Genomic DNA, 26,515 nt, shown 5'->3' with positions numbered 1-26,515 from the left:
GAAGAGGCTGCCCTTTTTTATTGCGCGCGGCTAAAACAATTACTTCAGGACCACCGCCGCGCCCGCCTGCTCGCTGGCCATGGCCGACAGGGCCGCGAACAGTTCCGAGCCGTCGCGCGTGTTGATCCACTCGTCGCCCACGCGCTTGTAGTGGAAACCGCCGGAACGGGCGGCCACCCACATTTCGCGCATGGGGGCCTGGCTGTTGACGATGATTTTCGTGCCGTTGTCGATGAACTCGATTTCCAGCACATTGCCGCTGCGGCTGCATTCGACGTCGAGCACGTCTTCATCGTTCAGCCGGTCCAGCGCCGCCTCGATCTGGGTCAGGGTGGCTTCGGCCAGGGCCAGGAATTCCGATTCGCTCATGCTACACTCCAAAGATCTTAATCAAACCGTGATTCTAATCGTGAAGTCATCCTCAGCGTTTTATATCGGCACCGCCATTGTGGTTTCTAGCATCCTGGCCGGCTGCGGCCAGCCCGGTCCTTTGTACCTGCCCAAGCCGCCAGCGGCCAAGGGCGCGCCAGCCAAAGGCCCGGTCGAACCGGCGCCCGTGCCGCCGCCACCGGTGATCGTGCCGGCAAGCTAAGTCGAGCGTACCGGGGTGGCAGCCTTGGCCACCCTGGCGCTCTTCTCGCGCTTGCCCCAGGCGAAATAAACGCGCATTAACAGCAGTAGCGCGACGATGGCGCCGAACAGTATCGGTTGCGCGAAATTATGCTTGCCCGCCTTCATCCACCAGAAGTGCAAAATGCCCAGCGGCGCGATGATGTAAATCAGCCGGTGCAGCCACTGCCAGCGCTTGCCCCCCAGGCGTTTCACCATGCCGTTCGTGCTCGTCACGGCCAGCGGAATGAGCAAGACGAAGGCAATAAACCCCACCGTGATGAATGGCCGCTTGAGCACATCCTTCCACATTTCCTGCACATCGAAAAAGTGATCGAACCATAAAAACGTGGTGAAGTGCAACGCCGCGTAGAAAAACGCGAACAGGCCCAGCATGCGCCGCAGCTTGATCAGCCAATTCCACTGCGTAAAGCGGCGCAAGGGCGTGACCGCCAGGCTGATGCACAGGAAATACAGGGTCCAGTCACCCGTGCCGCGCGTGATGAATTCCAGCGGCTCCACCAGCTGCCCCGTGTACGTGAGCCAGACCATGCGTGCAAACGGCAGCAGCGCCAGCAAAAAGATCAGGCTTTTCAGCAGCGACAACTGCCTAGCTGTGGGGTTGAGGGCCATGGTCTTTCCTTAAAAGAACTTCTTCAGATCCATGCCCGCGTACAAGGAAGCGACATCGTTGTAGCCGTTGTACATCAGGGTCTTGCGCTTGCGCGTGAGAAAACCGTCTTCGCCGATGCGCCGCTCGGAAGCTTGCGACCAGCGCGGATGGTCGACGTTGGGGTTCACATTCGAGTAAAAACCGTATTCGGACGGCGCCGACAGGTTCCAGGACGTGCGCGGCTGTTCCTTGACGAAACGGATCTTGACGATGGATTTGGCTGACTTGAAACCATATTTCCACGGCAAGACCATGCGCACGGGCGCGCCATTCTGGTTTGGCAAGGTTTCGCCATACATGCCCAGGGCCAGCAGCGCCAGCGGATGGTTCGCCTCATCGATGCGCAAGCCTTCCGTATAGGGCCACTGCAACACGCGGCTGCCCACGCCCGGCATTTGCTTCTTGTCGGCCAGGGTGATGAATTCCACATACTTGGCATTGCCCGTCGGCTCAACTTTCTTGATGATTTCCGAGAAGGAATAACCAACCCACGGGATGACCATCGACCAGCCTTCCACGCAGCGCAGGCGGTAGACGCGCTCTTCCAGCGGCGCCAGCTTCAGCAGCGCGTCAAGATCGAGCGTCATCGGCTTTTTCACTTCGCCTTCGATGCTGACCGTCCATGGCCGCGTGCGCAAGGTGCCCGCGTTTTGCGCCGGGTCGCTCTTGTCCGTGCCGAACTCGTAGAAATTGTTGTAGGTGGTGGCGTCTTTATAGGCCGTCTGCTTTTCCAGCGCCGAATAGGCGGGATTGAGCTTGGCTGCCAGCTTGGGATTGATGCCTTGCGCGAACGCTTCGCGGCTGGCCATTTCCAGCAAGGCCGCACTGGACATCGAGCCCAGCGCCACTTGCTTGATGAAGCTGCGGCGCGATTCAAACACGGCGCGCGGCGTGATTTCGGAAGAATACGGCAATTCAATGCCGTTGGGACTGCGCTTGATCAACATGGCGGCTCCGGAAAAAGGTGATTGGATATACCTTACACCAGTTTTTCCGGGCCGTTCATGACGCTTCTGTCATGCAAAAAAAACGTTACTAAAGTGCCCGAAAAAAGTTCAGGGCAAGGCGCCTTGCCGCAGGCAGTACGCATAGTACGACAAGGCAAGGCAACGCCGCCATGGGCTTTTTCTCGGGTACTTTTACAGTTTTCCGTAAGAATGCAGGCCCGAAAGGAACATGTTGACGCCTAAGAAAGCGAAGGTCGTCACCAGCAAGCCCACCAGCGCCCACCACGAGGCGACGCGGCCGCGCAAGCCTGTCATCAGGCGCATGTGCAGCCAGGCTGCATAGTTGAGCCAGACGATCAGCGCCCACGTTTCTTTCGGATCCCACGACCAGTAGCCGCCCCACGCTTCGGCCGCCCACAGGGCGCCCAGGATGGTCGCTACCGTGAAGAAAGCGAAGCCGACGGAAATGGCCTTGTACATGACGTCGTCGAGCACTTCCAGCGATGGCAGGCGGTCGACCAGGTAGCCGCTCGACTTGAGCAGGTAGGCTGCGGCCACCATGGCCGACAGGGCGAAGGTGCCGTAGCCGATGAAATTGGCCGGCACGTGGATCTTCATCCACCAGCTTTGCAGGGCCGGCACCAGCGGCTGGATTTCGGCCGCGTCGCGCGTGACCGTGTACCACATCAGGAAGACGACGGCCGCCGAAATGACCAGCATGACGAAGGCGCCCAGCTGGCGCGTCGCGTAGTGCTGCTCGTAATACAGGTAGAACATGGCCGTGATCAGGGAAAACAGGATGAACACTTCATACAGGTTCGACACGGGAATGTGGCCCACATCGGCGCCGATCAGGTAAGACTCGTACCAGCGCACCAGCATGCCCGTCAGGCCCAGCACGACGCCGGCCCAGCACAGCAGGGAGCCGACGGATGAGCCGAATTCCGAGCGCGCCACCAGGCCGATCCAGTAGAACAGGGTCGACAGCACGAAAAGCGTGCCCATCCACAGGATGGCGGACTGGCTCGACAAGATGTATTTCAGGAAGAATTTCTGGTTCGCCATTTCCAGGTGGCCCGCGTACAACTCGATGGCGAACAGCGACAGCACGGCCGCCACGGGGATCAGCCAGCGCACGGGCTTCCAGTACCAGCCCAGCCAGGCGAACGTGGGCGCCGCGGCCAGCAGGATGGCTTTTTCATAGATATCCATGAAGGCGCCAAAGCGCATCAGGCCGAACAGGGAGGCCGCCAGCAAGCCGGCGCCATACAGCCAATCGATCAGGCTCAGGCGCTTGAAAAATCCTGGTTCCTGCGTATATATTTGCTTGTTTGCCAATTCCATCATTTTCTCCATTCCCGGCGACGCGCAAGCGTCCCAGACACAGCGCAGCTTACGCCGATTGCGGCAGCTTTGCCTTCAAGTTCTCAAATTCTTTTTCAAAATCCAGGGTCTTGCGTTGCGTGCTCATGGCCATCAAGGCTTCGCTGCCGCCCTCGCCATCCTTGATCCACACCCACAGGCGGCGCTCGCGAATATAAAACATGGAAAACACGCCGATCACGAGGAACAGGCAACCGAGGTAGACGACACTCTTGCCCGGCGAACGCGTCACCTGCAGCACGGACGCCTTGATTTCCGTAAAGTCATCGAGTTGCAGATACACGGGCGCGCCATAGAAGAAGCTGTCGGACAGCGCATTCGTGGCCAGCTGCAGGAAGCGGCCGTGCTTGTCATCGGCCTCGATGGCTTTCAAGCCATCCTGGGCGCGCGCCGCCTGCCACAAGTCCCACAGGCTGCCATTCAGGATTTTCATGAAGATATCGGCCGCTTTTTCTTGCTCAGCGGCAGGAATTTTCTCCAGGAATCGCGAAATGGCGAGGAAACCGCCCTCTTGCCCATTGCCGGCAAAGATGCCCAGGCTTTTCGCCGCCGATTCCTGCAACTGGCCGCGCAGGGCTTCCGCGCCCGCCTGCGGCATGGCGCGCGCCGCATAGCGCTTGGCCGCCTGCTGGCGCAATGCCGGATCTTGCAGCGCAGCACGCAAACGCATCCATTCGTTCACGCTGTAATTGTCATCGGCGGGAATGCGCAAATAGCTGAACGGGTCGCTGGGGTTGACGCGCATGCCGGCCAGGAACACCGTCGTGCCATCCACGGTGACGGGCTGCATGTAGTTCTGGTACTCGCGCGCCTGGCCCGTCTTGTCGCGCAATTTGTATTGCACCGATGGCCCCACGTTCTTCAGGTCCTTGTTGTTCGCGTTCTTCGCGGCCGAGCCCAGGCGTTTATCGAGGCCGACGGCGAATTTATCGTTGAAACTTTCCGCCTTGCTGACGGCGCGCACATCCTGGCCCGCGCTGAGGTTTTCCACGTTAAACGGGCGGAAACCCGACCATTCCACCGTGTAGGAATTGCCATCGCTGCGTTCGAGCGGCGTGCTGCCGCCCACTTCGCCGCCGATATCGAAGCGTTTCGTCGTCTTGCCCGTCATGGGAAAACCGGTCAACTTGAGCTTGCTGCCGCCATCCTCAAAGCTGGACTGGTACAGGGCCAGGCCCTTGTACAGCAACGGCTGGTTGACTTTGATGGTGGCAGGAAAACTTTCACCGGTTACATGGTCGGTGATGACGACATCGCTGGCAAACAGCTTCGGCATGCCGGTGCTGTAGAAATCGATGTGGAATTTTTTCAGCAGGATGGTGATGGGCAAGTCCTGGATCAGCACGCCATCGGCCTGGGGAATGATGGCCGTGTTGCTCGACGAGCCTTCCGGAATCATGGTGTTGCCGCGGAAAGTAGGGTTCGACAGGCTCAGGCGGTGCTGGGCGGGAATGTCGGCGATCACGCCGCTGCCGGAAAACGGCGTCTTGCCAAAGAACCATTGCTGTACGCGGATCGGCATTTCCGAATCGAGCAAGCCGCCCACGCAGATGATGACGATGGCGCCGTGGGCAAAGATATAGCCCCATTTGTTGGCCGCGCCCCGCTTGGCGGCGACCAGGGTGGCGTTGTCCTTCTCGACCACCTTGGCCCCGTAGCCGGCGTCTTTCAGGCGCATCACCATCTGCTGGGCCAGCACGGCGCGCGGCAGCGGCGCCTGCCATTCCAGCTTGTGGTGGAAATTGCGCAGCGATTGCTCGCGTACGGTTTCGCGCCAGCTGCGCATGTCCTTGAGCATCTTCGGCGCATTGCGCACGATGCACAGCGAGGTCGAGGCGACGAGGAAGCCCATGATGACGAGGAACCACCAGGCCGAATACACGGAATACAGGCTCAGCTTGTCGAAAACGGTGAACCAGAACGGCCCGAACTGGTTGACATAATTGGGCATGGGCTCGTTTTGCTTGAGCACGGTGCCGATGATGGACGCGACGGCGATCAGGGTCAGCAGGCTGATGGCAAAGCGCATCGACGAGACCAGCTCGACGAATTCAGCCAGGCTGCGGCGTTGGGTCTTTAACTCGATTCCGGTCGTGCCTGTGCTCATACGTGGATACTCATACGGGATATGCAATCTTCAAGAAAATGTAGGCATGGAGCAGAGTGTTTCTCCGCGCAAGGCGGCAGCATACTCCTGTTTGGCCCCTGCCATGAAAAAGGGCAGCCCGTTGACACGGCCGCCCTTGTTCACGCGCACTGATGCGCCTGGCAATCGCTTGCCACTATGAAAACTTACTTCAGGCCGGCGATATAGTCGGCCACGGCAGCGATCTCGTCATCCGACATGCGGGCGGCGATGGTGTGCATTTCAGCGCTGTTCTTGCGGGCATCGGCCTTGGTGCTGCGGAACATCGTCAGCTGGGCCACCGTGTAATCCTGGTGCTGGCCGGCGATGCGCGGATACTGGACGGGAATGCCATTGCCCGTCGCGCCATGACAGCTGGCGCAGGCGGCAACTTGCTTGGAAGCAATGCCACCACGGTAGATTTTCTTGCCCAGGTCGATCGTATCCTTGTTTTTCGCGGCGCCCGGCTTGGACAGCTGCGTGCCCAGGTAGGCGGCGATATTCTTCTTGTCGGCGTCGCTGAGCATCTTCGCGTACGTCGTCATGACGGGCTGGTTGCGCTGCGGCGTGGTGAAATCGACCAGTTGCTTGTAAATATAGCTTTCGTGCTGGCCGGCCAGCTTCGGATTGACCGTGATGGTCGAATTGCCGGCCGCGCCATGGCAGGAGACGCAGGCAGGCAAGCCGCGCGCCGCATCGCCATCGGCGTACAGGGCAGCGCCCTTGGCAGCGTCGGCCTTGACAGCCGGTTTCGGTGCTTCGACCGCGGAGGCAGTTGCCGATACAGCCAGCAAAGCGAGCAGCATGGATTTGAACAACGGTGAAAACGCACGATTCATTCAGGCACCCTGAGACAGTGAGAAATTAGTGGTGGACATTGCCGCGCCCTGTGGATTTTTGCTTTATTTTCAGGGCCGCAAGCCGCATCGCTGCTACGCCGGCAACAATAAACAACCCCTTATTGTACAATAGCTTCTTGGCGTTATCGCTCCCTTATCGCTCCCTTTTGTTGCTTTACTATTCCCATGTCAAAACTCTGGCAAGCCCGCTTCTTTACGACCGTCAACCAATTGCGTGACCTGCCCGATACCACGGTGCCGGAAATCGCCTTTGCCGGCCGCTCCAATGCCGGTAAATCGACCGCCATCAACATCTTGTGTAATCAGAAAGGCTTGGCGTTCGCCTCCAAGACACCTGGCCGTACCCAGCACATCAACTACTTCTCCATCGGCGGCGCTCACGTGGCGCAGCACCGCAAGGATGCCACCATCGTCGAAGAGATCGAATGCCTGCTGGTCGACTTGCCGGGTTATGGCTACGCGGAAGTATCGGGCTCGGCCAAATTGCACTGGCAGCGCCTGCTGGGTGACTACGTGCAACGCCGCGAGCAATTGGCCGGTTTGATCCTGATCATGGATTCGCGCCGCCCGTTCACCGACCTGGACATTCAAATGCTGGAATGGTTCGCCCCGACGGGCAAACCGATCCACTGCATTCTGACCAAGGTCGATAAGCTGAACCGCAATGAATCCGTGAACGCCTTGCGCCAGGCGAAAGCCAAGCTCGACAGCTATGTGGATGAAGACGGCATCGGCTTCCCGTTCACCGTGCAACTGTTCTCGGCGCTGAAGCGCGTCGGCATCGACGAAGCCAACGACAAGATCATGGAACTGGCCGGCATCAGCGAAGATGGCGCGGCCCAGATGGTCGAACTGATCGAGATGGAAGACGACGTCGAACCGGAAGCCGGAACCGACAAACCGGCTTGATCGAAATCAACGCTGCGTAAAAAAGGCTGCCCGTTCACACGGTGCAGCCTTTTTTTATGGCAGCGCGTCCTCGCGCCTAGCGCCGTCCCGGCCCTGGCCGCTTCTCGGAAAAGAATTCCTGGCGCAGGAAAGCCATCAGCTCGGCCGTGTCTTCCACGCGGGCGCTGAGGTTGACGTTGCGTCCCAGGCGCCGCGATTCCCAGACGAAATCACCGGGTTTTTCCGCACGGATCAGCTGAATCATCTTTTTCACGATGGCCGTTTCGATATCGGGTTCATTGCCCAGCTCGACTTTTTCCTGCTTCAGCCAGTTACGCTTGAAGTTGCCATTCCAGCCCTTGAACTTGACTTCCGCGCTGAACGAAGTCTGGTTGACGATGGAAAACACGCCACCCGAATCCTCGCGGTCGCTGCCGGAATTGCGCCCCTGGGCGCCGGCGATATTCGCCTTGGCCACGCGCATGGCGCGGTCGTTTTCGCTTTCCTCGGCCGGCGGCGCGGGATTTTGCGCCTGGCGCTGCTTGCGGCGCTGCTCGATCATCGAGCTCATGTCTTCAGCGGGCGGCGGCGGCAACGGCACTTTCGATACCAGCGGCGGCGTGAAGGTTTCCAGTTTCGGCTTGTCGCGCGGCACGTCTTTCGTCACCACGCGCTTGCTCGGCGCCGGCGGCGGTTTCACCTTGGCCACTTTCGTGTCCTTCGGTTTCGGCGTGGGTTTCGGTTGCGGCTTCGGCTGCGGCTTGTCTTTCAGCGGCGCGATGTAGACCATCGCGCTTTCCTTCTTCGGCGGCGGGATCTTTTCGATCGTGTCGCTGCGCAACAGGACATACGCCGCCAGCAGCACGTGCAGCAAGACGGACACGCCGAGCGCCACCTTGCGCATGGTGCTGGTCCTGGACCCGTAGGCCGGTGGCGGCTGGATCACTTGCCCGCAGGTGGGGCAAACATCGGAATCGGCAGCCATCAAATGGGTCGTGTCATGCAAAATGAATCGTGCTTTCTGTGTAGCGAAGAAATAACATTACAGGGCAGCCATAGTGCCAGAGTCCCTAGTCTTTGGGAACACTTCCTCGGCATTTCCAACCCGAAGCGTACAGGATAGCGACATTCCTTGCAGCGGTATCAGCGTACCCGAGCCATGCCTTGACGGTTGTTACCGTATGTATCACGGCCCATACAAAACCGGCGCCGCATTCACTGAGGAACGGGGCGCCGGTGGTGGCCGTGTGGCGGCTCAGGACTTGTTGTCGAGCGCCACCAATTGCTCGTCCGTCAACGGTCCCGTGCCACTGTACTTGTCGAGGAACAAATAGATGACGGGGGTGATGAACAGGGTAATCACTTGCGAAAACAGCAAGCCACCGACCACGGCCAGGCCCAGCGGCTGGCGCAATTCCGCGCCGGCGCCCAGGCCCAGGGCGATCGGCAAGGCGCCCATCAGGGCCGCCGCCGTGGTCATCATGATGGGACGGAAACGCAGGATGCACGCCAGGCGGATGGCCTCGGCCGGCGCCAGGCCGTCGTTGCGCTGCGCATGCAGGGCGAAGTCGATCATCATGATGGCGTTTTTCTTGACGATGCCGATCAGCATCAGGATACCGATGATGGCGATCATGGTCAGGTCCATGCCGAACAGGCGCAGGGTCAGCAGCGCGCCCACGGCCGCCGACGGCAAGCCGGCCAGGATGGTCAGCGGGTGGATATAGCTTTCATACAGCACGCCAAGCAGCACATAGATCACGGCCAGCGCGGCAATGATGAGAATGATCTGGCTCGCTTGCGAGCTCTGGAACACGGCCGCGTCGCCGCCATAGCGCGTGATGATGGAGGCCGGCAAGCTCATGTCCTTGGCCATCGCGTCGATCTTGCCCGTGGCGATGCCCAGCGGCACGTCGGGCGCCAGGTTGAAGGCGATGGTGACGGCCTGCAACTGCCCCTGGTGATTGACGGACGTGGGGCCGATCGTGCGTTCCACGTAGGCAATACTCGACAGTTTCACCAGCTCGCCCGTCTTGCTGCGCACGGACACGCGCGTGAGCGCATCGTCATACTGGCGGTCGGCCGTGGCCGCTTCCAGGATCACGTAATAGCTGGCCGCCGACGAATAAATGGTCGACACTTGCCGCTCGCCAAAGGCGCTGTACAGGGCCGTGCGGATGTCGGACATTTGCACGCCCAGCAGATTGGCCTTGTCGCGGTCGATCCGGAGCGATGCCTGCAAGCCCTTGATCTGCGAATCGCTGGTAACGTCGCGGAAGGCGGGATCCGTGCGCATGCCGGCAATAAACTTTTCCGCCCAATCATTCAAGGCGTCGGGACTGACGCTTTGCAAGGTGTACTGGTAGCGGCTCTTGCTCTGGCGTCCGCCCAGCTGCAAGTTTTGCACGGGCCGGAAATACACGGCCATGCCGGGCACGGTACCCGCCGCGCGGCGCAGGTTTTCCAGTACCACGGGCATTTTCGGCCGCTCGCTGCGCGGTTTCAAGACCATGAACATGCGTCCCGTGTTGCCGCCGCCGACGAACGAGGTCACATCCTGCACGCTCGGGTCCGCCTTGAGCACGGCCGCCACACGGGCTTGCAAGTCCTGCAATGCCGCAGATGAGATGTCTTCCGACGCTTCCGTATTCACCTGGATCTGGCCCAGGTCTTCCTCGGGGAAGAACCCTTTCGGTATCGTCGCGTACAGCAGCACCGTCAGCGCGAAAGTACACACGGCAACGAACAGCACCACGTTGCGGTGCGCCAGTGCCTTGTCGAGCAGATGCACGTAGCCGTTGCGCAATGCCGTGAAACCCGCTTCGAAATGGCGGCCGATAAAGGTTTTTTCGCCATGACTGGGGTCGCTGTCATTGTGCTCGCGCGAATCGGCCGGCAGGAAGCGGCTGGCCAGCATCGGCACCAGGGTCAGCGACACGACGGCGGATACCAGCACGGCCAGCGAGACGACAACGGCGAACTCATGGAACAGCAAGCCGATCACGCCCGGCATGAAGAAGATGGGGATGAACACGGCCACCAGCGAGACGGAAATCGAGATGATGGTAAAGCCCATCTCTTTCGCCCCTTCCAGCGCCGCGCGTATCGGCTTCTTGCCCATCTCGATATGGCGCACGATGTTTTCCAGCACCACGATGGCATCGTCGACGACGAGGCCGACGGCCAGGGTTATGCCCAGCAGGGATACGTTGTCGAGACTGTAGCCAAGCCAGTACAGCAGGGCCAGGGCGCCCAGCAGCGAGATCGGCATGGTAACGGCCGGAATGAAGGTGGCGGCAGCGCGGTGCAGGAACAAAAAGATCACCAGCACCACCAGCACCACCGTCAGGGCCAGGGTCAGATTCACGTCGTGGATGGCTTCGCGGATCGACAGCGAGCGGTCGTTGACCAGGCTGATCTGTATCGACTGCGGCAATTGCTCCTTGAAGCCCGGCAGCAAACGGCGCACGCCATCGACCACTTGCACGGTGTTGGCGTCCGGTTGGCGCTGCACCATCAGGCTGATCGAACGCTCGCCATTGAAACTGCCGACGGCCTTGATCGATTGAAAGCTGTCTTCCACCTCGGCCACGTCCTTCAGGCGCACGGGCTGGCCGTTGCGGCTGGCGACGATCAGTTCGGCAAAATCGGCCGCTTTCATCATTTGCGGATTGCCCTGGATGGTCAGGGTCTGGCTGGGGCCGTCAAGGATGCCCAGCGGGGAATTCGTGTTCGAGGTGCGCAAGGCAATGGCCAGCTCGTCCATCGTCAAATTGCGCGCATTCATCAGGTCGGCACGGGCGCGCACGCGCACGGCAAAGCGCTTCTGGCCATTGACGATAACCTGGGCCACGCCAGGCAAGGTCGACAGGCTCGGCGCGATCAGGTTTTCCGCATAATCGTTGAGGTCCGACAAGTTCAGCGAAGGCGACGTCATCTGGATGAACAGCACGGGTGCATCGGCGGGATTGACCTTGCGGTAGGACGGCAAGTCCGTCATTTCCGTCGGCAACTGGCGCTGCGCGCGCAGCAGGGCCGCCTGCACGTCGACGGCCGCCTCGTTGACGTTGATGCTGGCGTCAAATTCCAGGGTCAGCGAGGTATTGCCCAGGGTGCTCGTGGACGTGATCAGGCTCAGGCCGGAAATGGTGGAAAATTGTTTTTCCAGCGGCAAGGCCACGGACGAGGCCATGGTTTCCGGGCTGGCGCCGGCCAGGTCGGCGCTGACGTTGATGACGGGCGTGTTGTAGCTCGGCAAGGCCGCCACGGGAATTTGCAGGTAGGCCAGCACGCCGGCCAGGATGATGGAGAGGGACAGCAGCACCACCATGACGGGGCGGCGAATGCTCAGTTCGGACAGGTTCATGCTGGCTTGCCCTGCACTGCAGCGGCGCCATCGGCAGCCTTGTGTTTTTCCGCCAGGCGCACCTTGCTACCCGGACGCAAGTTCTGCTTGCCATCGACGATGACTTTTTCATCGCCCGCCAGGCCGGTGACGACGGCATTCGGTCCGAATGCATACACGCGGGCAATCTTGCGCATCTTGGCCGTATTGTCCGCTTCCATCGAGTACACGAAGGTGCCGGCGGTACTCGTGATGATGGCGTTTTGCGGGATCACCAGCGCCTCCTTGAGGGTGCGCACGGTCAGCTGCGTATTGACGTACTGGCCTGGCCACAAATCGGTGCCGCCATTATTGAAACGGGCCTTGATCCTGATCACGCCCGTGGCGGGATCGACGGCATTGTCGATGAAGTTCAGTTTGCCGTCGAGCTGCTTGCCGCCCGCGTCCGACAACAGCGCCGTGACAGGCACCTCGCCCGCCTTTTGCGCCGCCAGCAAGCCGGACAAGCTGCTTTCCGGCAAGGTGAACGACACGTCGATCGGGTCGAGCTGGGTGATGCTGGTGAGCGACGTGGTCGGCTGCACCAGGCTGCCCGCGTAGACATTGATGGCGCCCACCCGGCCCGCCTGCGGCGCGCGCAGGACGGTGTAGCTGGAATCGACCTGGGCGGCGCGCAAGGCGGCCTGGTCGGCGGCCAGCAAGGCGCGTGCCGCGTCGAGCTGGCTTTGCAGGGTATCGACGGCACCTTGGGCGATGAAATTCTTGCTCAGCAAATCCTGATTGCGCTTGAGCTGGCGCTCGAAGTCCTGTACCGAGGCACGGTCGCGCAAGACCTGCGCCTGCGCCTTGTCGACATTCGCGTGCTCGCTGCGCGCGTCCAGTGTGAACATCAGCTCTCCCTGCCTGACGAACTGGCCTTCGCGGATATGCACCTTGCTAATCGTGCTGGTCGTCTGCGGGTGCAAATCGACGCTGCTGATCGGCATCACGCTGCCATTGGCTTGCAGCACCATCGGCACATCCTGGCGCACGGGCGTGACCACGCTCACCGTCGTCGGCGCCTGTCCGCCCTTGCCCCCTTTGCCATCCTGCCCACCGGCCACCTTGCCTGGCTGATGGTTGAAATACCAGATGCCGCCACCGATACACAGGGCCGCACCCACGAGGATTGCCAGACTAGTCTTTTTCATTGTTCTGTCACGCTGTTGCAGCGCAGGGCCGCAGGTTGAATGTAGTTGCCAGGGGGCATAAAGCACAATATTGTCGCACGGAAATGCTCACTTTCCTGCGTAATACTCTGGCACGATGAGGGTAACTTCCAGTCCACCGTCGACGTGATTAGACAGCAAAACCGTGGCGCCGTGCTGCTCGGCAATATTGCGCGCGATGGTCAGGCCCAGGCCCGTGCCGCCCGATTCGCGCGAACGCGACGTCTCGATGCGGTAAAACGGTTCGAACACTTTCGCCAGTTGATCTGGTGCAATGCCCGGCCCGCCATCGCGGATGCGGATGCGCGCGGCGCCGGGAATGCGTTCGACGGTGACCTGCGCGTACTGGCCATATTTGACGGCATTGTCGATCAGGTTCACCAGGCAGCGCCGCATGGCGATCGGACGCGCCATCAGGGCCATGCCCGCCTGTCCACCGAGGCTGACTTTCTGGCCGGCATCGGCCGCGTCGGAGCAAACACTGTCAAGCAGGGAGTCAAGATCGAGCGCCTGCATCGCTTCCGTGCTGTCCATCGAGCGGGCCAGGTCCAGCCCTTCCTTGACCATGCTTTGCATGGCCGACAGGTCGCCCACCAGGCGGTCATACAATTCCGTATCGGCCACTTTTTCCAGGCGCAATCGCAAGCGCGTCAGCGGCGTCTGCAAGTCGTGCGTGATGGCGGCAAGCATTTGTGTTCGCTGGGAAATATGCTGGCGGATACGCGCCTGCATGGCGTTGAAGGCGGCGCTGGCCTGGCGGATCTCGCTGGCGCCCGACAGGGTCAGCGGCGGGTGGTTGATGTCGTTGCCCAGGTCTTTCGCCGCCTGCGCCAGCTGCTTGAGCGGGCGCATGGTCATGCGCGTGACCAGGTAGGCGAGGATGGCGATGCTGATCAGGAAAGGCAGCAAGGTCATCCAGTCGTTGTGTTCATTGAACGGCGGCTGCTGGCGCGGCGGCAAGACCATCAGGCGCAGCACGTGGCCGTCCTGCATGCGCACGTCGAGGTTTTCGCACGTGCCGCCCCATGGCTTGGCGGAAAACATGCCCGGCCTCTGGCGCGGCTTGACGCAGGCGGCCGGCCGTTCGGCCAGCGCGCTGACCTTGAAGCCTTCGCCCAGCTTGGCTTGCAGGGCGATGGAAAATTCCGTCGGCTTGCCCGGTACATGCTCGACGTCGGGACGCAATTCCAGGCGCACGCTGCCCTTGTTGGCCACTTTCAGATAGGCGGCGCGCGAGGCCAGCGGCACCACGTCGGCCGCCATCACCAGCTGCTCGGCCCGCTCAACGGCGTGGTAGTCGCGGTATTGCTCGATGGCGCGCTGGCGTTCGCCCACGGCCAGCCACTGCGTCAGCGCGGCAGAAGCGACGATGCCGATCAGCAAAAACATGAAGACCCTGCCCGTCATCGAGCCCAGGAAGGCCTTCACGCGTGCGGCTCCACATTGACCTGGCCGGCCAGCACGTAGCCGCCGTTGCGCACGGTCTTGATGATTTGCGGCAAGCGGGCATCTTCACCGAGCTTTTGCCGCAGGCGGCTGATCTGGATATCGATCGAGCGGTCGAACGGGTCGGCGTCGCGGCCCTGCGTCAGGTTCAGCAGCTGGTCGCGGTTGAGCACGCGGTTCGGGTGTTCCAGGAAAACGCGCAGCAGGCGGAATTCCGCGCCCGACAGCATGATCACCAAGCCCGTGGGATTGAGCAAATGGCGCGCCGTCAGGTCCAGGGTCCAGCCGGAAAAGCGGATTTGCTGCGCCTTGTCCGACGGCACGTTCGACGGCATGGCATGGCTGCGGCGCAGCACGCTGCGTATGCGCGCCAGCAATTCGCGCGGTTCAAACGGTTTCGGCAAATAATCGTCGGCGCCCATTTCCAGGCCCAGGATACGGTCCAGCGGTTCATTGCGCGCCGTCAACATGATCACGGGCACCGTCGATTGGGCGCGCAGCTTGCGGCACAAGGTCAGGCCGTCGTCGCCTGGCAAGTTCAAGTCGAGCACGATCAGGTCGGGCCGCGTTTCGTCGAGGATTTTCCACATGGCCGTGCCATCTGCCGCACCCAGGGTGCGGTAGGCGTTCGTTTCCAGGTAGTCCGCCAGCAAGCTGCGGATATCGCGGTCATCGTCGACGATGAGAATTGTAGAAGTGGGTTCCATGGTACGAATTATCCCCACTTCCCCTGCCCTTGCACAGCGCATTTGTATCGTCTTGTATATAGAAGACCCGAAGAAACATATAGATACAAACTGTCTGACAGCGGACACTTCGGGGAAACATGGAGAGTCCACCATGGATTCATGTGCAGCAACATGTACATCCCCCACTTTTACAAAGGAATCCAGATGAACGTCTCAATGACAACCCTGCGCAAGAATTTGATCATCGCCATGAGCGTGCTCGGCATGGGCGCGGCATCGCTGACCGTCCACGCCCAGGAAGCGGCCGCCAGCGCGCCTGCCGCCAGCAGCAAGATGCAACATGAGGGCCAGCGCGGCCAGCACCGCGCAAGCAATCCCGCCGAACGCATGGCCAAGTACCAGGCCCGTCTGCACGACAAGCTGAAGCTGACGGCCGCGCAAGAACCGGCCTGGGCCACTTTCACGGCCGCCAACGCGCCGAAAAAACCGATGGGCGACTGGAAAGCCAAGCGCGAAGCGATGGCCAAGCTGTCGGCCCCGGAACGCATGGAGCAATGGATCGCCATGTCGAAGGAACGCATCGCGGATCAGGAAAGCCGCCTGGCCTCGCTGAAAACCTTCTACGCCGTGCTGACGCCGGAGCAAAAGAAAGTGTTTGATGACAGCGTGCCTGGCGGCAAGCACGGCGGCCACCACCGCGGCGGGCACCATGGCATGCATCAGCAGCCCAAAGCTGGTTAAGTTTTAACTGGCGCAGAAATAGAAAAAGCCTGCATTGCAGGCTTTTTCTTATTCGCGAGACAAGCGACGGCTTATTGCCCGTCGAGCTTGCGCAACGAGGTCAGGAAAGTGGCGGCGTTCTGGAAGCCGATTACGCGCGATTGGGCGATCTCCTGTCCCTGCGGGTTGAACATGATGATGCCCGGCGGGCCGAACAGCTGGAAACGTTTCAGCATGGCCTTATCGTCCGCATCATTGGCCGTCACGTCCACTTGCAGCAACACGGCTTGCCCCATCTTCTCGCGCACGGCAGGGTCGACAAAGGTCAGTTTTTCCATCTCGATGCACGACACGCACCAGTCAGCATAAAAGTCCAGCAAGGCCGGCTTGCCATTCAATTGCGCCAGCGCCGCGTCGAGCTGCGCCACGGTCTTTACGCGCGTAAATGGTTGCGCGTGCACTTGCCCACCACCGAGGTGCGCCAGCGGTGCCAGCGGGTCGCGGCCACCGCTGGCCACGCCCACCAGCTGCATCGCGCCCAGCACGGCGAACACGAGGCCGAAGGCCTTGGCGACCCAGACGTTCTTCGCGCCGCTCTTGCCTACCAGCAGATACATGCCGTAACCGACGAACAGCACCGTCCAGCCCAGCATCTGCACGGCGCCCGGCAGGACAGGCGAGACCAGCCACCAGGCCACGCCCAGCTGCAGCACGCCAAAGAAGCGCTTGACGGCATCCATCCACGCGCCGGCGCGCGGCAGCAAGGTGCCGGCCGACACGCCGACCAGAAGCAAGGGCACGCTCATGCCCACCGCCATGGCAAACAGGGCGCCGCCGCCGATGACGACGTCGCGCGTCTGGCTGATGTACAGCAAGGCGCCGGCCAGCGGCGCGGCCACGCATGGCCCCACGATCAGGGCGGAAATGGCGCCCATGACGAACACGCCCGCCAGGCGGCCCGACGATTGCTGGTTCGACACGGACGTCAGCTTGCCTTGCAGGAAAGCCGGCACTTGCAGCTCATAAAAACCGAACATCGACAGGGCCAGGCCCGCCATCAGCAAGGCAAAGAAACCCAGCACCCACGGGTTTTGCAGTTGCGCCGCCAGGCCTTCGCCCGCCAGGCCGGCCGCCACGCCCAGCGCCGTGTAGACGATGGCCATGCCCAGCGCATACGTCAGCGACAGCAGCAAGCCGCGCGAACGGCTGACCTTGGCGCCATCGCCGATGATGATCGACGACAAGATCGGCACCATCGGCAGCACGCACGGCGTAAAGGCGAGGCCCAGACCCAGCAGCATGAACAGAGGCACGATAACGAGCAGCTTGCCACCCTTCAACGCCGCTTCGATCTTGCCCATCTCGCTTTGCGCCGGCGCGGCGCTGGCCGCCACGGGCGCCGCCGCGACCGGCTCGGGCGTGCTGGTGATGTTCGCCTGGGGAATGCTCAGCACGGACACGCCAGGCGACGCCTGCGCCTGCGGGCCGTTGACGGCCGCCGTGTCAACGGCGGGCGCGGCGGGCAAGGCGAATTTCGACGGCAGACCTGTGCCCGGCGCCATGCTCTGGCCGCCGCCACGGCCCACCAGCTGGGCCGTGGCATCCTGCGGCGCATAGCACAAGCCCTTGTCGGAGCAGCCCTGGCCCGTCGCCTTCAGGGTGAACGCGCCGGCCGCTTCCACAGGAATCGTGATGGTGAGCGTCTTGCGGAACGTTTCCACGTTCTTCTGGAAGGTGTCGTCAAACTTGACCTTGCCAGCCGGATACACGGGCGTGCCCAGTTTGGCGCCCACGGCTTCAAATTTGAAGCGCTCGTGGTACATATAGTAGCCATCGGCGATCACATACGTGACGGCGATGGTGGACGGGTCCTGCATGCGGGCGGAAAACTTGAAGGCCAGTTCCGGATCGAGGAATTCATCGTCGGCACGGGCATGACTGGCGCCAAAGACGGCCATGGCCAGCAGCAAACAGGTGGCAAACCAGATCAGCAGTTGATGCAGGGGAGCGGCGCGCGCGGTGGCGCTGGAGGGGAAACGGGACATGAACTACCTTTTCGACCATTCGACAGAGGACGCGCGGAGCAGGCAGCGCTTGTGCCGGGCCGGCGCGAAAGAAGAATAGTACACCGCAGCAAGGATAGCTGCAGCAGAAAACAAAAAAGCCAGGCTAGGCCTGGCTTTCTCAGATGCAATTACTGGGATTACTCGCCAGCAACTTCAACTGCTTCGGTCGTATCTGGACGATCCATCAGTTCAACGAACGCCATAGGAGCGTTATCGCCGACGCGGAAACCCATTTTCAGGATACGTACATAACCACCGTTACGGTTGGCGAAACGTGGGCCCAGTTCAGCGAACAGTTTGACGACCATTTCACGGTCGCGCAGGCGGTTGAAGGCCAGACGCTTGTTTGCCAGGGAATCGGTTTTGCCCAGGGTCAGAATTGGCTCGACAACGCGGCGCAGTTCTTTTGCTTTTGGCAGGGTGGTTTTGATCGCTTCGTGACGCAGCAGCGATACTGTCATGTTGCGCAGCATTGCCAGACGGTGGGACGAGGTACGATTCAGTTTACGGAGGCCGTGACCGTGACGCATGATAAATCCTTTCGGTGAGTGTTTAAATTCCAGCTCTTCGATCAATGAGGCAGAAGCTTCATCGCGGGCCGGTTTGGTACTACAAAATAAAAGCCTGGGACACCTGTCCCAGGCAGTTTGCTACAACTACGAATTACTTTTCCAGGCCGGCAGGCGGCCAGTTTTCCAGCTTCATGCCCAAGGTCAAGCCGCGCGATGCCAGCACTTCCTTGATTTCGTTCAGGGACTTGCGGCCCAGATTTGGCGTTTTCAGCAGTTCGTTTTCCGAACGTTGGATCAGGTCGCCGATGTAGTAGATGTTTTCCGCTTTCAGGCAGTTCGCCGAACGCACGGTCAACTCCAGGTCGTCGACTGGACGCAACAGGATAGGATCGACCAGCGGAGCGCGCGATGGCGCTTCGGCGGCGGCTTCCGTGCCTTCCAGGGCGGCGAACACATTCAACTGGTCCACCAGAACGCGGGCCGACTGGCGGATCGCTTCTTCCGGCGAGATCACGCCGTTGGTTTCAATGTTGATGATCAGCTTGTCCAGGTCGGTACGTTGTTCAACGCGAGCCGATTCAACGAAGTACGATACACGGCGCACTGGCGAGAACGACGCATCGAGAATGATGCGGCCGATGGTCTTGTTCGTGTCTTCCGACAGGCGACGCACGTTACCAGGAACGTAGCCGCGGCCTTTTTCAACCTTGATCTGCATGTCCAGCTTGCCACCAGCGGTCAGGTGGGCGATCACGTGGTCAGGGTTGATCAGTTCGACGTCATGCGGCAGGTCGATGTCGGAGGCCAGGATCGCGCCTTCGCCTTCTTTTTTCAGGGTCAGGGTTACCGAATCGCGGTTGTGGACTTTGAAAACCACACCCTTCAAGTTCAGCAACAGATCGACGACGTCCTCTTGCACGCCATCGAGGGAGGAATATTCGTGGACGACGCCAGCGATCGTCACTTCGGTCGGCGCGTAGCCTACCATCGACGACAGCAGAACGCGGCGCAACGCGTTACCCAATGTGTGGCCATAGCCGCGCTCGAACGGTTCCATCACGACCTTGGCGTGACCTGCACCGAGAGCTTCAACATCGATAATACGTGGCTTCAACAAACTGTTTTGCATGAAATGTCCTTTTCAATACCCTCGGCTCATTACACCGATAAGGCTGATGGCATTAGTAAAACGCCCACCCGAAAGAAAACGAGTGGGCGGTGATGGTGCTAACTGCTATTAACGCGAGTACAGCTCGACGATCAGCGATTCGTTGACGTCGTTAGCGATTTCGTTACGCTCTGGCAGGGACTTGAAAGTACCTTCCATTTTCTTGGCATCAACCGAAACCCAGCTAGGCATACCAACTTGTTCAGCCAGCGACAGTGCTTCAACGATACGCACTTGCTTTTTCGATTTTTCACGAACAGCAACGATGTCGCCAACTTTGACTGCGTACGAAGCGATGTTCACAACGATACCGTTCACGGTGAACGCTTTGTGGCTGACCAATTGACGCGCTTCAGCGCGGGTCGAGCCAAAGCCCATGCGGTAGCAAACGTTGTCCAGACGCGTTTCCAGCAACTTCAACAGCGTTTCGCCGGTGTTGCCTTTACGACGGTCTGCTTCAGCGAAGTAGCGGCGGAATTGACGTTCCAGCACGCCGTACATGCGCTTGACTTTTTGCTTTTCGCGCAGTTGGTTACCGTAGTCCGAGGTGCGGGCGCCGGATTTGACACCGTGCTGGCCTGGCTTGACGTCCAGTTTGCACTTGCTGTCCAGCGAGCGACGTGCGCTCTTCAGGAACAGGTCTGTACCTTCACGGCGGGAAAGTTTTGCTTTAGGTCCGATATAACGTGCCACGATACTTCCTTTTTTTAAATGATAACGCCCCAGCCACATGCATGATCAAACACACTGATGCGGTTAGGCGCTAGTCTGATTTGGTTTCAATCAGACGGTGGCTGAAAACGAAAAACCCGTCAAACAGGATTTGACAGGCAAGAACAGCCGGGCAGTATAACCGTTTCCGGCTCCCTGCTCCAGCGTTTTCACACAACTGTACTGAGTTACAACAGACAGCAAAGCAGCTGGCGCCGAAGCGCCCTCTGCAACACTATCTTAGATACGACGACGTTTCGGTGGACGGCAACCGTTGTGCGGTACCGGCGTCACGTCCTGGATCTCGGTGATCTTGATGCCCAGGTTGTTCAGCGCGCGAACGGCGGATTCACGACCAGGACCTGGGCCCTTGATACGTACTTCCAGGTTCTTGACGCCACACTCAACAGCCACTTTACCAGCGGCTTCCGCGGCGACCTGCGCTGCGAATGGGGTCGATTTACGCGAACCCTTGAAGCCTGCACCGCCGGAGGTAGCCCACGACAAGGCATTGCCTTGACGATCGGTGATGGTAATGATGGTGTTATTGAACGAAGCGTGGACATGTGCGATGCCTTCAGCGACGTTCTTTTTAACTTTTTTACGCACGCGTGCTGATGCGGCGTTATTTTGCGACTTAGCCATAATTATTCCCTAGCGGATTATTTTTTCAGCGATTGAGCGGCTTTACGCGGTCCCTTGCGGGTACGTGCGTTCGTACGCGTACGCTGGCCACGGCAAGGCAGACCCTTACGATGACGCATGCCGCGGTAGCAACCCAGATCCATCAAACGCTTGATGTTCATGGACAGTTCACGACGCAGATCGCCTTCGACGATGAATTTACCTACTTCATCGCGCAGCTTTTCCAGTTCGCTGTCATCCAGATCTTTGATCTTTTTGTTGGTTGCTACACCGGTCGATGCACAGATTTTCTCTGCGCGTGGACGGCCCACACCGTAGATGGCCGTCAGGCCGATAACGGTATGCTGATGATTTGGGATATTAACCCCTGCAATACGTGCCATTTGTTATTCCTCGATTAACCTTGACGCTGCTTGTGACGTGGTTCCACGCAGATAACGCGGACTACGCCTTTGCGCTTGATGATCTTGCAGTTGCGGCAGATCCGCTTGACTGATGCGAGAACTTTCATTTTTGGGCTCTTTCTTTCGCTTCTTTGGTTTGATTCAGTGTGTTACTTGGTACGGAACACAATGCGGGCTCGGCTCAGGTCGTACGGCGTTAACTCCACCGTCACCTTGTCTCCAGGGAGAATGCGAATATAGTTCATCCGCATTTTACCTGAAATATGCCCGAGCACCACGTGTCCGTTCTCCAGCTTCACTCGAAATGTTGCATTTGGGAGATTCTCAAGAATCTCGCCCTGCATCTGTATGACGTCGTCTTTTGCCATTCGGTATGTTTACCGCGCTTAACGCGTCGGAATTCCGCCCTTGAAATTTGCTTTGCGCAGCAGCGAATCATATTGCTGCGACATCACGTAGTTCTGTACTTGCGCCATGAAATCCATGGTGACAACTACAATAATCAATAAAGAAGTACCGCCGAAATAGAATGGTACTTTCCACTGGGCTTGCATAAATTCCGGCAATAAACACACCAGGGTGATGTAGACTGCGCCGGCAAGTGTCAAGCGTGTCAGGATCTTGTCGATGTAACGGGCTGTCTGCTCGCCTGGACGGATCCCGGGAATGAACGCACCGCTTTTCTTCAAGTTATCCGCTGTTTCCTTGCTGTTAAACACCAGCGCTGTATAGAAGAAACAGAAAAACACGATCGCCACTGCGTACAACAGCGCATGGATAGGCTCACCAGGCCCCATCGATGCTGCCAAATCTTTCAAGAACCGCACCGCAGGGTTAGCGTTGTCGGCGCCCTTTGAAAACCAGTCCACGATAGTGGCCGGGAACAAGATGATCGAAGAAGCAAAGATCGGCGGGATCACGCCGGCCATGTTCAGCTTCAACGGCAAATGGCTGGTTTGACCGCCATAAATCTTGTTGCCTACCTGGCGCTTCGCGTAGTTGACCAATATTTTGCGCTGACCACGTTCGACGAATACGACGAAGTACGTTACCAGTGCTACCAGGATCACGATGAAAATCGCGCTGAAGCTGCCGATCGAACCATTCGACACTTGAGTGAACAAGCCACCCAACGCCGACGGCAGACCTGCTGCAATCCCGGCAAAAATGATGATCGAGATGCCATTACCTAAACCACGCTCGGTAATTTGCTCACCCAACCACATCAAAAACATTGTTCCGGTCAACAAAGTGACGACCGTCACGAAGCGGAATGCAAGACCAGGTTCCAACACCAGACCAGCTTGCGACTCCAGTGCGACTGCAATGCCTAACGCTTGGAACAGTGCCAGGGCAACCGTGAAATACCGGGTGTACTGGGTGATCTTGCGACGACCTGCTTCGCCTTCTTTTTTCAACGCTTCCATCTGCGGTGACACGATCGACAGCAATTGCATGATGATCGAGGCCGAGATATAAGGCATGATACCCAGCGCAAACACTGTAAAACGAGACAAGGCACCGCCCGAGAACATGTTGAACATGCCCAGGACGCCGCCTTCGTGCTCCTTGAACAGCGAGGCTAATTGTGTCGGGTCAATCCCGGGAACCGGGACGTGAGCACCGATACGATAAACCACCAATGCGCCAAGCAAAAACCAGAGCCGTCCCCAAGGGAAACCGGCCGCTGCACTTTTAGCAAGTTGTGGATTAGTCGCCAATTTTCGCTCCGATCAAGCTGTTAGCGGTCAACTCAGGCTACCGAGCCGCCGGCTGCTTCGATGGCTGCTTTCGCGCCAGCGGACACTTTCAAGCCCTTCAAATTCACCGCTTTGGTGATTTCGCCGGACAAGATCACGCGCACGTCACGGGCCAACACGCCCAGAACGCCAGCTTGCTTCAAGACCAGAATGTCGACATCGCCAACAGCCAGGTTGTTCAGATCGGACAGGCGCACTTCAGCTTTGAAGGTTGCGTGCATCGATTTGAAACCGCGCTTAGGCAGACGGCGTTGCAGAGGCATCTGACCGCCTTCGAAACCGACTTTATGAAAGCCGCCCGAACGCGATTTCTGACCTTTGTGACCACGACCCGAGGTTTTACCCAGGCCGGAGCCGATACCGCGACCGACGCGACGCTTGTAGTGCTTAGCGCCTTCGGCTGGTGCAATAGTATTCAATTCCATGATTTGCTCCGTTCGTGTAAGCCCGAAGGCTTACCCGACAACTTTAACGAGATACGATACTTTATTGATCATGCCGCGTACGGATGGGGTGTCTTGCAATTCGGAAACCGAATTTACACGACGCAGACCCAGACCGCGCACAGTAGCGCGATGCGATTCGCGCGTACCGATCAAGCCCTTGACCAATTGCACTTTGACTGTATTTGTCATTTTGTCCACCTTAAGCCAGAATGTCTTCGACCGACTTGCCGCGTTTGGCAGCGATATCGGAAGCAGTGCTCATTTTCGACAGGCCGTCCAGCGTAGCGCGTACCAGGTTGTATGGGTTGTTCGAACCGGTGGATTTCGCCACCACGTCCGTCACGCCCATCACTTCGAAGATAGCGCGCATTGCGCCACCAGCGATAACGCCAGTACCAGGCTTAGCTGGGTTCATCAGGACCTTGGAGGCGCCGTGACGACCAACAACCGTGTGATGCAAGGTGCCGTTTTTGAGCGGTACTTTGATCAGGTTGCGACGGGCTTCTTCCATTGCCTTCTGCACGCCAACTGGCACTTCTTTCGATTTGCCCTTGCCCATGCCGACGCGGCCATCGCCATCACCAACTACGGTCAGCGCGGCGAAACCCATGATACGACCACCCTTGACCACTTTGGTCACGCGGTTGATCGCGATCATTTTTTCGCGCATGCCATCATCCGGCTTGTCGCTTTGCATTTTTGCTTGCATTTTTGCCATGATTGATCCTTAGAACTTCAGACCGGCTTCGCGTGCGGCTTCTGCCAACGCTTTCACACGGCCGTGGTAACGGAAACCGGAGCGGTCAAACGCAACTTCGGTAATCCCTGCTTTCAACGCTTTTTCAGCGACGCGCTTGCCGATCAAGGCTGCAGCAGCGGCATTGCCGCCTTTGCCGGATTGGCCTGCCAGTTCAGCGCGAACTTCCGCTTCAGCCGTCGAGGCCGAAACCAGGACTTTAGCGTCCGGGCTGATCAGGTTGGCGTAAATGTGCAGGTTGGTGCGATGCACCGACAAGCGATTTACTTTCAATTCCGCAATCTTGATGCGGGTTTGGCGTCCGCGGCGAAGCCGTGATTCTTTCTTATCCATCGTCAGCCCCTAATTACTTCTTCTTGGTTTCTTTAAGCTTAACCACTTCGTCCGCATAGCGAACGCCCTTGCCTTTATAAGGCTCAGGAGCGCGGTAAGCACGAACTTCAGCGGCTACCTGGCCAACCTGTTGACGGTCGATACCTTTAATCAGGATCTCGGTCGGGGTTGGTGTTGCGCAGGTAACGCCAGCTGGCATGTCATGCACTACAGGGTGCGAGAAACCCAGGGACAGATTCAGCTTGTCGCCTTGAGCTTGCGCCTTGTAACCCACGCCTACCAGGTTCAGCTTTTTCTCGAAACCCTTGGTGACGCCAACAACCATGTTGTTGACCAGTGCGCGCAGCGTGCCGGACATGGCATTGGCTTCGCGGCTGTCGTTCGCCACGTCGAAACTCAGGGTTCCTGCATTGTTTTCCACTTTGACCTGGCCGGTGAGGGCCTGGGAAAGTACGCCCAGCGGGCCTTTTACGGTGATCGCTTGTGCGGAGATGGCGACTTCGGCGCCAGCTGGCACTACGATAGGCATTTTAGCTACTCGAGACATGTGTAACTCCTTAAGCCACGTAGCAAATAACTTCGCCGCCGACACCGGTAGCGCGTGCTTTGCGGTCAGTCATGACGCCTTGCGGAGTCGACACGATCGCCACACCCAAGCCATTCATCACAACAGGGATCTCGTCTTTACCCTTGTAGACGCGCAGACCCGGACGGGACACGCGCTCCAAGCGCTCAATGACGGGACGGCCAACATAATACTTCAAACCGATTTTCAGTTCCGCTTTGCCACCAGCTTCGGCAACAGCGAAATCTTCAATGTAACCCTCGTCCTTCAGGACGCTGGCAATCGCAATTTTGACTTTCGACGATGGCATGGCCACGGTCGTCTTTTGCACGCCTTGTGCATTGCGAATGCGGGTCAGCATATCGGCGATAGGATCGCTCATACTCATTGCATATTCTCCTATTACCAGCTTGCTTTTGTCATACCCGGAATTTCACCACGCATGGCGAATTCACGGAGCTTGATACGACCCAGACCGAATTTACGGAATGTGCCGCGCGGACGACCAGTGATGGCGCAACGGTTACGTTGACGCGTCGGGTTCGAGTTACGTGGCAGCGCCTGCAATTTCAGGCGAGCTTCGTAGCGCTCTTCTTCCGATTTCGATTGGTCATCGACGATGGCCTTGAGAGCTTCGCGCTTAGGGGCGAATTTCGCCACCAGGTCAGCACGCTTGATCTCACGATTAATCAGTGACAGTTTGGCCATGATCAGTTCCTGAAAGGGAATTTAAAGGCGGCGAGCAAAGCTTTGGCTTCGTCATCGGTCTTAGCGGTTGTCGTGATGCTGATATTCATACCGCGCAACGCGTCAATCTTGTCGTATTCGATTTCAGGGAAAATGATCTGTTCCTTGACACCGATGTTGTAGTTGCCACGACCATCAAATGCACGGCCGTTCACACCACGGAAATCGCGTACGCGCGGCAGAGCCACGGTAATGAAGCGATCCAGGAACTCGTACATGCGAGCGCCGCGCAGGGTGACCATCGTACCGATCGGGTAACCTTCACGGATTTTGAAGCCTGCGATCGCTTTGCGGGACTTGGTGGTCACTGGCTTCTGGCCGGCGATCTTGGTCAAGTCAGCAACTGCGTGCTCGAGAACTTTTTTATCCGCGATAGCCTCACCAACACCCATGTTCAGGGTGATCTTGGTCAGGCGTGGAACTTCCATTACCGACTTGTAACCAAACTTGCTGGTCAGGTCGGCAACGACTTTTTCTTTATAGAATTCTTGGAGACGTGCCATGATTT

At 58.9% G+C, this 26,515-nt stretch carries 31 protein-coding genes; 3 read left to right on the top strand and 28 right to left on the bottom strand.

Annotation, left to right across the window (positions count from 1 at the left end; all coding sequences use genetic code 11):
• Nucleotides 1-39: 39 nt before the first annotated feature.
• Nucleotides 40-369 carry an iron donor protein CyaY gene (gene cyaY / locus P9875_RS03420; protein WP_099401300.1) on the bottom strand — a complete coding sequence of 110 codons (330 nt, stop codon included), beginning with the start codon at nt 367-369 and terminating at the stop codon, nt 40-42.
• 40 nt (nt 370-409) lie between these two features.
• On the opposite strand from cyaY, the gene lptM reads away from it, so the two are divergent.
• Nucleotides 410-592, top strand: coding sequence for an LPS translocon maturation chaperone LptM (lptM, locus tag P9875_RS03415; RefSeq protein ID WP_099401299.1), 183 nt, complete (start codon nt 410-412; stop codon nt 590-592).
• Here lptM and P9875_RS03410 read toward each other — a convergent pair.
• The 5 genes from P9875_RS03410 to P9875_RS03390 form a co-directional block, all read right to left on the bottom strand.
• Complete coding sequence (locus tag P9875_RS03410) at nt 589-1,242, bottom strand: sulfite oxidase heme-binding subunit YedZ (protein ID WP_278317569.1); 654 nt, start codon at nt 1,240-1,242, stop codon at nt 589-591. The genes lptM and P9875_RS03410 overlap by 4 nt on opposite strands.
• 9 nt (nt 1,243-1,251) lie before the next feature.
• Nucleotides 1,252-2,229: a protein-methionine-sulfoxide reductase catalytic subunit MsrP gene (gene msrP / locus P9875_RS03405; RefSeq protein ID WP_278317568.1), complete on the bottom strand. Its 978-nt coding sequence runs from the start codon at nt 2,227-2,229 to the stop codon at nt 1,252-1,254.
• Nucleotides 2,230-2,421: 192 nt separating this feature from the next.
• Nucleotides 2,422-3,573, bottom strand: a complete 1,152-nt coding sequence (gene ccsB, locus P9875_RS03400) for a c-type cytochrome biogenesis protein CcsB (protein WP_034753239.1) — start codon at nt 3,571-3,573, stop codon at nt 2,422-2,424.
• A 49-nt stretch (nt 3,574-3,622) separates the two neighbouring features.
• The gene (locus P9875_RS03395) at nt 3,623-5,719 is read right to left on the bottom strand and encodes a cytochrome c biogenesis protein ResB (protein WP_278317567.1); all 2,097 of its coding nucleotides are present in this window, start codon (nt 5,717-5,719) and stop codon (nt 3,623-3,625) included.
• A 185-nt stretch (nt 5,720-5,904) separates the two neighbouring features.
• The gene (locus P9875_RS03390) at nt 5,905-6,576 is read right to left on the bottom strand and encodes a c-type cytochrome (protein WP_176387688.1); all 672 of its coding nucleotides are present in this window, start codon (nt 6,574-6,576) and stop codon (nt 5,905-5,907) included.
• A gap of 186 nt (nt 6,577-6,762) precedes the next feature.
• On the opposite strand from P9875_RS03390, the gene yihA reads away from it, so the two are divergent.
• Nucleotides 6,763-7,506: a ribosome biogenesis GTP-binding protein YihA/YsxC gene (gene yihA / locus P9875_RS03385; protein WP_176387687.1), complete on the top strand. Its 744-nt coding sequence runs from the start codon at nt 6,763-6,765 to the stop codon at nt 7,504-7,506.
• Nucleotides 7,507-7,582: 76 nt separating this feature from the next.
• Here the strand turns inward: yihA and P9875_RS03380 are convergent, their stop codons facing one another.
• From P9875_RS03380 to P9875_RS03360, 5 genes are all read right to left on the bottom strand, one after another.
• Nucleotides 7,583-8,470 (bottom strand): hypothetical protein, encoded by an 888-nt coding sequence (locus P9875_RS03380; RefSeq protein ID WP_235211781.1) that lies wholly within the window; start codon nt 8,468-8,470, stop codon nt 7,583-7,585.
• Between the two features lie 270 nt (nt 8,471-8,740).
• Nucleotides 8,741-11,851 (bottom strand): efflux RND transporter permease subunit, encoded by a 3,111-nt coding sequence (locus P9875_RS03375; RefSeq protein ID WP_278317566.1) that lies wholly within the window; start codon nt 11,849-11,851, stop codon nt 8,741-8,743.
• The gene (locus P9875_RS03370; protein WP_278317565.1) at nt 11,848-13,020 is read right to left on the bottom strand and encodes an efflux RND transporter periplasmic adaptor subunit; all 1,173 of its coding nucleotides are present in this window, start codon (nt 13,018-13,020) and stop codon (nt 11,848-11,850) included. The genes P9875_RS03375 and P9875_RS03370 overlap by 4 nt, the downstream gene beginning before the upstream one ends.
• Before the next feature lie 87 nt (nt 13,021-13,107).
• On the bottom strand, nt 13,108-14,466 hold the full coding sequence (locus P9875_RS03365) for an ATP-binding protein (RefSeq protein ID WP_278317564.1): 1,359 nt from the start codon (nt 14,464-14,466) through the stop codon (nt 13,108-13,110).
• Nucleotides 14,463-15,191, bottom strand: coding sequence for a response regulator (locus P9875_RS03360; RefSeq protein ID WP_035824023.1), 729 nt, complete (start codon nt 15,189-15,191; stop codon nt 14,463-14,465). The genes P9875_RS03365 and P9875_RS03360 overlap by 4 nt, the downstream gene beginning before the upstream one ends.
• Nucleotides 15,192-15,377: 186 nt before the next feature.
• Here P9875_RS03360 and P9875_RS03355 point away from each other — a divergent pair, with 186 nt between their 5' ends.
• A complete protein-coding gene (locus P9875_RS03355) occupies nt 15,378-15,914 on the top strand; it encodes a Spy/CpxP family protein refolding chaperone (protein ID WP_278317563.1) in 537 nt (178 codons plus the stop codon).
• Between the two features lie 71 nt (nt 15,915-15,985).
• Here P9875_RS03355 and dsbD read toward each other — a convergent pair whose 3' ends face one another.
• From dsbD to rplE, 17 genes are all read right to left on the bottom strand, one after another.
• Nucleotides 15,986-17,938 carry a protein-disulfide reductase DsbD gene (gene dsbD / locus P9875_RS03350; RefSeq protein WP_278317562.1) on the bottom strand — a complete coding sequence of 651 codons (1,953 nt, stop codon included), beginning with the start codon at nt 17,936-17,938 and terminating at the stop codon, nt 15,986-15,988.
• Between the two features lie 158 nt (nt 17,939-18,096).
• Nucleotides 18,097-18,489, bottom strand: a complete 393-nt coding sequence (gene rplQ, locus P9875_RS03345; protein ID WP_034753219.1) for a 50S ribosomal protein L17 — start codon at nt 18,487-18,489, stop codon at nt 18,097-18,099.
• A gap of 133 nt (nt 18,490-18,622) precedes the next feature.
• Nucleotides 18,623-19,600 carry a DNA-directed RNA polymerase subunit alpha gene (locus P9875_RS03340; RefSeq protein WP_008444343.1) on the bottom strand — a complete coding sequence of 326 codons (978 nt, stop codon included), beginning with the start codon at nt 19,598-19,600 and terminating at the stop codon, nt 18,623-18,625.
• 108 nt (nt 19,601-19,708) lie between these two features.
• Nucleotides 19,709-20,332, bottom strand: coding sequence for a 30S ribosomal protein S4 (gene rpsD, locus P9875_RS03335; RefSeq protein WP_010394478.1), 624 nt, complete (start codon nt 20,330-20,332; stop codon nt 19,709-19,711).
• A gap of 258 nt (nt 20,333-20,590) precedes the next feature.
• Complete coding sequence (rpsK, locus tag P9875_RS03330) at nt 20,591-20,995, bottom strand: 30S ribosomal protein S11 (RefSeq protein ID WP_010394475.1); 405 nt, start codon at nt 20,993-20,995, stop codon at nt 20,591-20,593.
• 17 nt (nt 20,996-21,012) lie between these two features.
• A complete protein-coding gene (gene rpsM / locus P9875_RS03325; protein ID WP_046681666.1) occupies nt 21,013-21,378 on the bottom strand; it encodes a 30S ribosomal protein S13 in 366 nt (121 codons plus the stop codon).
• A 14-nt stretch (nt 21,379-21,392) separates the two neighbouring features.
• The gene (rpmJ, locus tag P9875_RS03320; RefSeq protein WP_010394471.1) at nt 21,393-21,506 is read right to left on the bottom strand and encodes a 50S ribosomal protein L36; all 114 of its coding nucleotides are present in this window, start codon (nt 21,504-21,506) and stop codon (nt 21,393-21,395) included.
• Between the two features lie 42 nt (nt 21,507-21,548).
• The gene (infA, locus tag P9875_RS03315) at nt 21,549-21,767 is read right to left on the bottom strand and encodes a translation initiation factor IF-1 (RefSeq protein ID WP_005663428.1); all 219 of its coding nucleotides are present in this window, start codon (nt 21,765-21,767) and stop codon (nt 21,549-21,551) included.
• 18 nt (nt 21,768-21,785) lie between these two features.
• Nucleotides 21,786-23,120 carry a preprotein translocase subunit SecY gene (gene secY, locus P9875_RS03310; protein WP_010394438.1) on the bottom strand — a complete coding sequence of 445 codons (1,335 nt, stop codon included), beginning with the start codon at nt 23,118-23,120 and terminating at the stop codon, nt 21,786-21,788.
• 32 nt (nt 23,121-23,152) lie between these two features.
• Nucleotides 23,153-23,584 (bottom strand): 50S ribosomal protein L15, encoded by a 432-nt coding sequence (rplO, locus tag P9875_RS03305; RefSeq protein ID WP_034753211.1) that lies wholly within the window; start codon nt 23,582-23,584, stop codon nt 23,153-23,155.
• A gap of 30 nt (nt 23,585-23,614) precedes the next feature.
• A complete protein-coding gene (gene rpmD / locus P9875_RS03300; protein ID WP_010394435.1) occupies nt 23,615-23,794 on the bottom strand; it encodes a 50S ribosomal protein L30 in 180 nt (59 codons plus the stop codon).
• A gap of 10 nt (nt 23,795-23,804) precedes the next feature.
• Nucleotides 23,805-24,323, bottom strand: a complete 519-nt coding sequence (rpsE, locus tag P9875_RS03295) for a 30S ribosomal protein S5 (RefSeq protein WP_010394433.1) — start codon at nt 24,321-24,323, stop codon at nt 23,805-23,807.
• A gap of 9 nt (nt 24,324-24,332) precedes the next feature.
• Nucleotides 24,333-24,695: a 50S ribosomal protein L18 gene (gene rplR, locus P9875_RS03290; protein ID WP_010394431.1), complete on the bottom strand. Its 363-nt coding sequence runs from the start codon at nt 24,693-24,695 to the stop codon at nt 24,333-24,335.
• A 13-nt stretch (nt 24,696-24,708) separates the two neighbouring features.
• Nucleotides 24,709-25,242 (bottom strand): 50S ribosomal protein L6, encoded by a 534-nt coding sequence (gene rplF / locus P9875_RS03285; RefSeq protein ID WP_034778281.1) that lies wholly within the window; start codon nt 25,240-25,242, stop codon nt 24,709-24,711.
• 10 nt (nt 25,243-25,252) lie between these two features.
• A complete protein-coding gene (gene rpsH, locus P9875_RS03280) occupies nt 25,253-25,648 on the bottom strand; it encodes a 30S ribosomal protein S8 (RefSeq protein ID WP_034753208.1) in 396 nt (131 codons plus the stop codon).
• Between the two features lie 14 nt (nt 25,649-25,662).
• Entirely contained in the window at nt 25,663-25,968 is a 306-nt protein-coding gene (rpsN, locus tag P9875_RS03275) for a 30S ribosomal protein S14 (RefSeq protein ID WP_010394423.1), read from the bottom strand.
• Nucleotides 25,969-25,970: 2 nt separating this feature from the next.
• Entirely contained in the window at nt 25,971-26,510 is a 540-nt protein-coding gene (gene rplE / locus P9875_RS03270; protein ID WP_010394421.1) for a 50S ribosomal protein L5, read from the bottom strand.
• Nucleotides 26,511-26,515: the final 5 nt, after the last annotated feature.

This window comes from Janthinobacterium rivuli, from assembly GCF_029690045.1.
GTDB lineage: Bacteria > Pseudomonadota > Gammaproteobacteria > Burkholderiales > Burkholderiaceae_D > Janthinobacterium > Janthinobacterium rivuli.
Note: the sequence above shows the minus strand (reverse complement) of the source record. Positions and strands in the feature narration are given on the sequence as shown.

What these genes read in the sequence shown, in the direction of transcription:
- cyaY (WP_099401300.1), bottom strand. Translation starts at nt 369, where the DNA reads ATGAGCGAATCGGAATTCCTGGCCCTGGCCGAAGCCACCCTGACCCAG.
- P9875_RS03410 (WP_278317569.1), bottom strand. Translation starts at nt 1,242, where the DNA reads ATGGCCCTCAACCCCACAGCTAGGCAGTTGTCGCTGCTGAAAAGCCTG.
- msrP (WP_278317568.1), bottom strand. Translation starts at nt 2,229, where the DNA reads ATGTTGATCAAGCGCAGTCCCAACGGCATTGAATTGCCGTATTCTTCC.
- ccsB (WP_034753239.1), bottom strand. Translation starts at nt 3,573, where the DNA reads ATGGAATTGGCAAACAAGCAAATATATACGCAGGAACCAGGATTTTTC.
- P9875_RS03395 (WP_278317567.1), bottom strand. Translation starts at nt 5,719, where the DNA reads ATGAGCACAGGCACGACCGGAATCGAGTTAAAGACCCAACGCCGCAGC.
- P9875_RS03390 (WP_176387688.1), bottom strand. Translation starts at nt 6,576, where the DNA reads ATGAATCGTGCGTTTTCACCGTTGTTCAAATCCATGCTGCTCGCTTTG.
- yihA (WP_176387687.1), top strand. Translation starts at nt 6,763, where the DNA reads ATGTCAAAACTCTGGCAAGCCCGCTTCTTTACGACCGTCAACCAATTG.
- P9875_RS03380 (WP_235211781.1), bottom strand. Translation starts at nt 8,470, where the DNA reads ATGGCTGCCGATTCCGATGTTTGCCCCACCTGCGGGCAAGTGATCCAG.
- P9875_RS03375 (WP_278317566.1), bottom strand. Translation starts at nt 11,851, where the DNA reads ATGAACCTGTCCGAACTGAGCATTCGCCGCCCCGTCATGGTGGTGCTG.
- P9875_RS03370 (WP_278317565.1), bottom strand. Translation starts at nt 13,020, where the DNA reads ATGAAAAAGACTAGTCTGGCAATCCTCGTGGGTGCGGCCCTGTGTATC.
- P9875_RS03360 (WP_035824023.1), bottom strand. Translation starts at nt 15,191, where the DNA reads ATGGAACCCACTTCTACAATTCTCATCGTCGACGATGACCGCGATATC.
- P9875_RS03355 (WP_278317563.1), top strand. Translation starts at nt 15,378, where the DNA reads ATGAACGTCTCAATGACAACCCTGCGCAAGAATTTGATCATCGCCATG.
- dsbD (WP_278317562.1), bottom strand. Translation starts at nt 17,938, where the DNA reads ATGTCCCGTTTCCCCTCCAGCGCCACCGCGCGCGCCGCTCCCCTGCAT.
- rplQ (WP_034753219.1), bottom strand. Translation starts at nt 18,489, where the DNA reads ATGCGTCACGGTCACGGCCTCCGTAAACTGAATCGTACCTCGTCCCAC.
- P9875_RS03340 (WP_008444343.1), bottom strand. Translation starts at nt 19,600, where the DNA reads ATGCAAAACAGTTTGTTGAAGCCACGTATTATCGATGTTGAAGCTCTC.
- rpsK (WP_010394475.1), bottom strand. Translation starts at nt 20,995, where the DNA reads ATGGCTAAGTCGCAAAATAACGCCGCATCAGCACGCGTGCGTAAAAAA.
- rpsM (WP_046681666.1), bottom strand. Translation starts at nt 21,378, where the DNA reads ATGGCACGTATTGCAGGGGTTAATATCCCAAATCATCAGCATACCGTT.
- rpmJ (WP_010394471.1), bottom strand. Translation starts at nt 21,506, where the DNA reads ATGAAAGTTCTCGCATCAGTCAAGCGGATCTGCCGCAACTGCAAGATC.
- infA (WP_005663428.1), bottom strand. Translation starts at nt 21,767, where the DNA reads ATGGCAAAAGACGACGTCATACAGATGCAGGGCGAGATTCTTGAGAAT.
- rplO (WP_034753211.1), bottom strand. Translation starts at nt 23,584, where the DNA reads ATGGAATTGAATACTATTGCACCAGCCGAAGGCGCTAAGCACTACAAG.
- rpmD (WP_010394435.1), bottom strand. Translation starts at nt 23,794, where the DNA reads ATGACAAATACAGTCAAAGTGCAATTGGTCAAGGGCTTGATCGGTACG.
- rpsE (WP_010394433.1), bottom strand. Translation starts at nt 24,323, where the DNA reads ATGGCAAAAATGCAAGCAAAAATGCAAAGCGACAAGCCGGATGATGGC.
- rplR (WP_010394431.1), bottom strand. Translation starts at nt 24,695, where the DNA reads ATGGATAAGAAAGAATCACGGCTTCGCCGCGGACGCCAAACCCGCATC.
- rplF (WP_034778281.1), bottom strand. Translation starts at nt 25,242, where the DNA reads ATGTCTCGAGTAGCTAAAATGCCTATCGTAGTGCCAGCTGGCGCCGAA.
- rpsH (WP_034753208.1), bottom strand. Translation starts at nt 25,648, where the DNA reads ATGAGTATGAGCGATCCTATCGCCGATATGCTGACCCGCATTCGCAAT.
- rpsN (WP_010394423.1), bottom strand. Translation starts at nt 25,968, where the DNA reads ATGGCCAAACTGTCACTGATTAATCGTGAGATCAAGCGTGCTGACCTG.
- rplE (WP_010394421.1), bottom strand. Translation starts at nt 26,510, where the DNA reads ATGGCACGTCTCCAAGAATTCTATAAAGAAAAAGTCGTTGCCGACCTG.